At 62.3% G+C, this 5116-nt stretch carries 4 protein-coding genes and 1 pseudogene; 2 read left to right on the top strand and 3 right to left on the bottom strand.

What is annotated here, in order from left to right:
- Positions 1–407: pseudogene (locus EOA29_RS24510) on the top strand (MFS transporter); the annotation flags it as partial.
- 280 nt (positions 408–687) lie between these two features.
- Here the strand turns inward: EOA29_RS24510 and EOA29_RS24505 are convergent.
- From EOA29_RS24505 to EOA29_RS24495, 3 genes are all read right to left on the bottom strand, one after another.
- Positions 688–918, bottom strand: coding sequence for a nuclear transport factor 2 family protein (locus EOA29_RS24505; RefSeq protein ID WP_245464899.1), 231 nt, complete (start codon positions 916–918; stop codon positions 688–690).
- An 84-nt stretch (positions 919–1002) separates the two neighbouring features.
- On the bottom strand, positions 1003–1779 hold the full coding sequence (locus tag EOA29_RS24500; RefSeq protein ID WP_126092306.1) for an alpha/beta hydrolase-fold protein: 777 nt from the start codon (positions 1777–1779) through the stop codon (positions 1003–1005).
- A 4-nt stretch (positions 1780–1783) separates the two neighbouring features.
- Positions 1784–2950: an ATP-grasp domain-containing protein gene (locus EOA29_RS24495; RefSeq protein WP_126092305.1), complete on the bottom strand. Its 1167-nt coding sequence runs from the start codon at positions 2948–2950 to the stop codon at positions 1784–1786.
- Positions 2951–3461: 511 nt separating this feature from the next.
- On the opposite strand from EOA29_RS24495, the gene leuA reads away from it, so the two are divergent.
- Positions 3462–5116, top strand: a 1655-nt coding sequence (leuA, locus tag EOA29_RS24485) for a 2-isopropylmalate synthase (protein ID WP_127221724.1), incomplete at its 3' end; no start/stop codon positions are given.

The following is a 5116-nucleotide window of genomic DNA, read 5'->3' as shown; positions in this document are numbered from 1 at the left end:
TGGACGGGCTTGCCGTCAGCGTCGTGCCGAAGGAGCGTGCCGGCATGGCGGTCGGCATCTTCAACACCACCCGCGTCGCTTGCGAGGGCGTGGCGCTGGCGATCGTCATGGCGACGCTGTCGGGCTTCACCGCCGCGCAGCTCGGCACTCAAGGGTTGGCGTCACCCGCAAAAGCGGCCGCGGCAGGGCAGCTTCTGGCAACGGGCAATATCGGTGAAACGGCACGACATCTGCCTATGGCCGATGCCGCTGTCCTCATCCAGGCCTACGAGACGGCCTTCGACCGGCTGCTGGTCGTGCTGGCGACAATCACCGTCCTGACCGCCATCGTCATCTTCCTCGGCCTGCGTCGCGGATCGGCGCCGGAACAAGACGTCGAGCCCCTCTCGGCCTGCCAGGAAGGCTAGACGTCGGCCAAAGCCCGGCGCCCTTCCGGCCTTCTTCGGTGGGCGCCGACCTCGCCGCCACGGGGAAGGCTCAACTGCGACCCTGCTGCTGCCGCGACGTGACGTCCTCTGGTTCGGCGTAGGCATAAAAAATACTTGACTAGCATACTCATATTTGAGAGCGCGGGAGCGCAATCGAGCGGTCGACTTCCAGGAGAAGTGCGTAGCGGTCTTCCGTGCGGAATTGCGTCAAAACAGAGAGATAGAACGGTTCGCCGTTTCGGTGAAACAGTGAAACGATCTAGCTGATGATCAGGCTCGCGATCCGGTCGCCGTCCAGCGTGAAGGTCATGTCGCCTTCACCATTGAAGCCGTCGCCGGTCACCTTGATGCGCACATGGTAGGCGCCGTCCGATTGCGCGATGCGGACGATATCGAGGCGGGATTGCACGCCGATATTGTCCGACTGGTTCCAGCGCGCGATTTCCCCACGGCTGCGGAAGGGGCGGCCCCAGTCGGTGAGCAGGGGCATCCGCCGTGAAGGTCTCCAGAAAGGCCTCGGTGTCGCCCGAATTGGTGGCTTCGACAAAACGTCGGATCGGGTCGGGCGTGGTCATCAATCGAGCCTATGCATCAGGTCCTCGTCCAGCCAGCGCCCGAAGAAATAGACGAGCTGCTTGTGCCACCACGGCCAGTCGTGGCTGACGTCGCCACCCCAATAGTCGACCCAGGCCGGAATGGATTTGTCGCGCAGCACCTGCTCCAGTTCGCGCGTTTCGACAAGCATGCGCTCTTCCCAGGCGCCCTGCCCGCAGCAGAAGATCAGCCTGAGCGCCCTCAGGCGCCCGAGCAGCCGCTGGTCGACGATGCCCGGCAGATAGTCGAGCGGCGAGTTGTAGAAGATGCTGCCCTCCAGCGCCCGGCCGAAGAAGTCGCGCGTCGAATAGACGCCCGACAGCGAAATCACGCCGCTGGCCAGTTCCGGAAAGCGGAAGACGAAATTCGACGAGTGATAGCCGCCCATCGAGCAGCCGCAGAACAGCGGCTTCAGGATTCGTCCGCCATTGGCCTTGGCGGCAACCGCCTGCAGCTCCGGCAGCGCCTCCTCGCGCACATAGCGGAAATAGGCCTCGTGGCGGGCTATGCGGCTGGCGGGATCGCCATGCTTGTCGAAGAAGGATTCCGAATCGATGCCGTCGAGCGTGAACAGCTGGATGCGGCCGGTGTCGATGAACTCGGCGAGCGCGCCGACGCCGCCCGAATCCTCGAACTGGAAGAAGCGTCCCTGCGAGGTCGGGAACACCACCACCGGCCGCCCGGCATGGCCGTAGCGCTTGTATTCCATGTCGCGGCCGAGATTGCGGGCGTGAGCCTTGTGATAGGAAACGTCCATCGCCTCACGCCTTTTCCGCGTGGATATAGTCGACCGCCTGGCGCAAAGCCTTCTGGTCCTTGGAACGCATCTGGTAGGCGTAGTTGCCCATGGCGCGGCTGAAAACCTCTTCGATGGCCTGATGATGCACGATCTTGTCGCCATGGGCGGCTAGCACGTCCTCATGGCTGTGCAAATAGTCGATGTGACGCTTGCGGCTGGCATAAGCGGTGAAATACTTGCCCTTGTAAGGGCCGCCAGCGGCATCCTTGACCACCATGTCCGCCCATGCGGCATAGACGTCGATGTCGAAGGTGTAGTTGATAGCGTCGGTCATCCAGGCGCCCGGCGGGCGCATGTTGACCTCGAGTGCGATGACGCGATTGTCCCTGGTTTCGAACAGCTCGATGTGGAAGAAGCGCTCGCGCACGTCGAACGCTTTCAGGATCTTGCGGCCCGCCTCCTCGACCTCCGGGCTGATCTCGGGAAAGCAGGTATAGCTCATGTGGCGGTCGCGGTTGACCGCGTCCATGATGCTCTGGTCGTAACGGTGGCTGGCCGCCAGCACGACCTCGCCGTCGCGGTTGACCAGGCCGTCGAAGGTCACCACCAGCCCCTCGATGAACTGCTCCATGACGAAGGTCACACCCTCCGGCTTGTCCCTGAAGAACTGGTCGAGCTCCCTGGCATTGGAGATCTTGAACGTGTTCGAGGCGCCGGAGCCTGAATCCGGCTTGACCACCACCGGATAGCCGACCCGGCGGATGAAGGTCATGGCCCCAGTTCGATCCGAGCATTTGCGTTGCGGAATGGTTTCGACGCCGCTTTTGCGGAAAAAGGCGCGCATGCGGCTCTTGCGCTTCAAATTCTTCACGAAATCGAGCTTGGTGCCGAAGATGTTGAAGTCGGTGCGAATGTTGGCTTCGAGCTCCAGCCAGTGCTCGTTGAGCGACTCGAAGCGGTCGATACGGCCCCATTTGTGGATGAAATGCCCCATCGCCCGGAACACGGCATCGTAATTCTCCATGTCGGCGACGCGGTAATATTCCGAAAGCGCCGCTTTCAACTTGCCGCTCAGCGTCTCATAGGGCGCGTCGCCTATCCCGAGCACGGTGGCGCCGGCTTTCTTCAACCGGTCGCAGAAATCGGCGCCGTTGACCGGAAAATGCGGCGAGAAGAACACGAAATTCATGCACGGCCTCCCCCTGAGATCAGGTCCTCCGAGGCAAATGTGGCGCATTTGCCTGGTGCGGGGAAGAGCCCGCGCCGATGCATGTCACCCAAAAGTGTGCAACGATTTTGGGAAAACGACATGCATAAAACCCAAGGACTTAAAGCGCGTCGCTTGAATCCGTTTCGACGCGGCGCGCTTTGTGCCCGGCCAGACCGGCACTTGCCTCCCAACGGCGGCTCCTGTAAGAGAGCCGGCATGACCACGCGCACCCGCTCCGTCGCTTCTCCTCGCCCCGGCTTCGCCGGCGAGACCGTGCGCGCGCTTGCTTCGACCCTGCTTCTTCTCGGCCTTATCGGCGATCGCCGGGTTCGCTGAAGGAGCGCCCGGCGGTCGGAAACCGCCGCCCGAGGCGCATGCTCCTTGGCCAGAATTTGGCAAAGTCACATCAAGCGAACGAAACTTTGGTAAAGGCGCCGCTCGGCACCAATCCGCCTGAGAGCGATCAGACGAGCCGCCGGGAGAAACGACGATGAACAGAAGAGAAGCAATCCCAGTCGGCGGGGCCGAAACGGACAGTTCCGTGGCCGGCCATATGCCGGATGCCCACCGCAAATATCAACCCTACCCGACGGTCGACCTCGCCGATCGCACCTGGCCGTCCAAGGTCATCGAGAAGGCGCCGATCTGGTGCTCGGTCGACCTGCGCGACGGCAACCAGGCGCTGATCGACCCGATGGGCCATGAGCGCAAGGCGCGCATGTTCGCGCTGCTCATCGACATGGGATTCAAGGAGATCGAGATCGGCTTTCCGTCGGCCTCGCAGACCGACTTCGATTTCGCCCGCTGGTGCATCGAGGAAGGCGGCGTGCCGAACGACGTGTCGCTGCAGGTGCTGGTGCAGTGCCGGCCCGAGCTGATCACGCGGACCTTCGATGCGCTCAAGGACGCGCATCGCCCGATCGTGCATTTCTACAACTCGACCAGCGAGCTGCAGCGCCGTGTCGTCTTCGAGAAAGACGTCGCCGGCATCAAGCGGATCGCCACCGACGCCGCCAAGATGATCACCGACATGGCGGCCAAGGCCGGCGGCGGCTACCGTTTCGAATATTCGCCGGAGAGTTTTACCGGCACCGAGCTCGAGGTCGCGCTGGAGATCTGCAACGCCGTCACCGAGATCGTGAAGCCCACTGCCGACAACAAGCTGATCATCAATCTGCCCTCGACGGTCGAGATGTCGACGCCCAACGTCTATGCCGACCGCATCGAATGGATGTGCCGCAATCTCGACAATCGCGACAATCTGATCATCTCGTTGCATCCGCACAATGATCGCGGCACCGGCATCGCCACCACAGAGCTCGGCCTGATGGCTGGGGCCGATCGCGTCGAAGGCACGCTGTTCGGCAATGGCGAGCGCACCGGCAATGTCGACATCGTGACGCTGGCGCTCAACATGTATACGCAAGGGGTCGATCCCGAGCTGGACTGCTCCGACATAAACCGGATGAAGGACGTCTACGAATATTCGAACCAGCTGAAGATCCCGGAGCGCCACCCCTATGTCGGCGAACTCGTCTACACCGCGTTCTCAGGCTCGCACCAGGACGCCATCAACAAGGGCATCAAGGCGCTGCGCAAGGCCAACACGCCGCTCTGGGAAGTGCCCTATCTGCCGATCGACCCGGCCGATGTCGGACGCACCTATGAGGCGATCATCCGCATCAACTCGCAGTCCGGCAAGGGCGGCATCGCTTATGTGCTGCAGGCCGATTACGGCCTCAACCTGCCGCGCAATTTGCAGATCGAGTTCAGCCAGGACATCCAGGCGATCACCGACGCCGAAGGCAAGGAAGTGCCTGTCAAGCGCATCCACGATCGCTTCATTGAGACCTATGTCGAGCAGCCCGGCGCGCGGCTGAAGTTCCTCGACCATCGCACCTATCCCGACACCGGGGTCAAGGGCAGGCGCATGGTGGAGGCTGAAATCCTCGACAATGGCAAGGAAGTGACCATCACCGGCACCGGCACCGGCCCGATCGACGGTTTCGTCGATGCGCTTTCGCGCCATGTCGGCGTGGAAATGTCGGTGCTCGACTATTCCGAACACTCCTTGCAGCGCGGCTCGAATGCTTCGGCCATCTCCTATGTCGAGATGGAGTATCCGGGCGGCAAGCTGTTCGGCGC

The sequence above is a fragment of the Mesorhizobium sp. M1E.F.Ca.ET.063.01.1.1 genome (assembly GCF_003998155.1).
GTDB lineage: Bacteria > Pseudomonadota > Alphaproteobacteria > Rhizobiales > Rhizobiaceae > Mesorhizobium.
Note: the sequence above shows the minus strand (reverse complement) of the source record. Positions and strands in the feature narration are given on the sequence as shown.

Excerpts from the sequence above, each read along its gene's own strand:
- EOA29_RS24495 (WP_126092305.1), bottom strand. The coding sequence starts at position 2,950 with ATGAATTTCGTGTTCTTCTCGCCGCATTTTCCGGTCAACGGCGCCGAT.
- EOA29_RS24500 (WP_126092306.1), bottom strand. The coding sequence starts at position 1,779 with ATGGACGTTTCCTATCACAAGGCTCACGCCCGCAATCTCGGCCGCGAC.
- EOA29_RS24505 (WP_245464899.1), bottom strand. The coding sequence starts at position 918 with ATGCCCCTGCTCACCGACTGGGGCCGCCCCTTCCGCAGCCGTGGGGAA.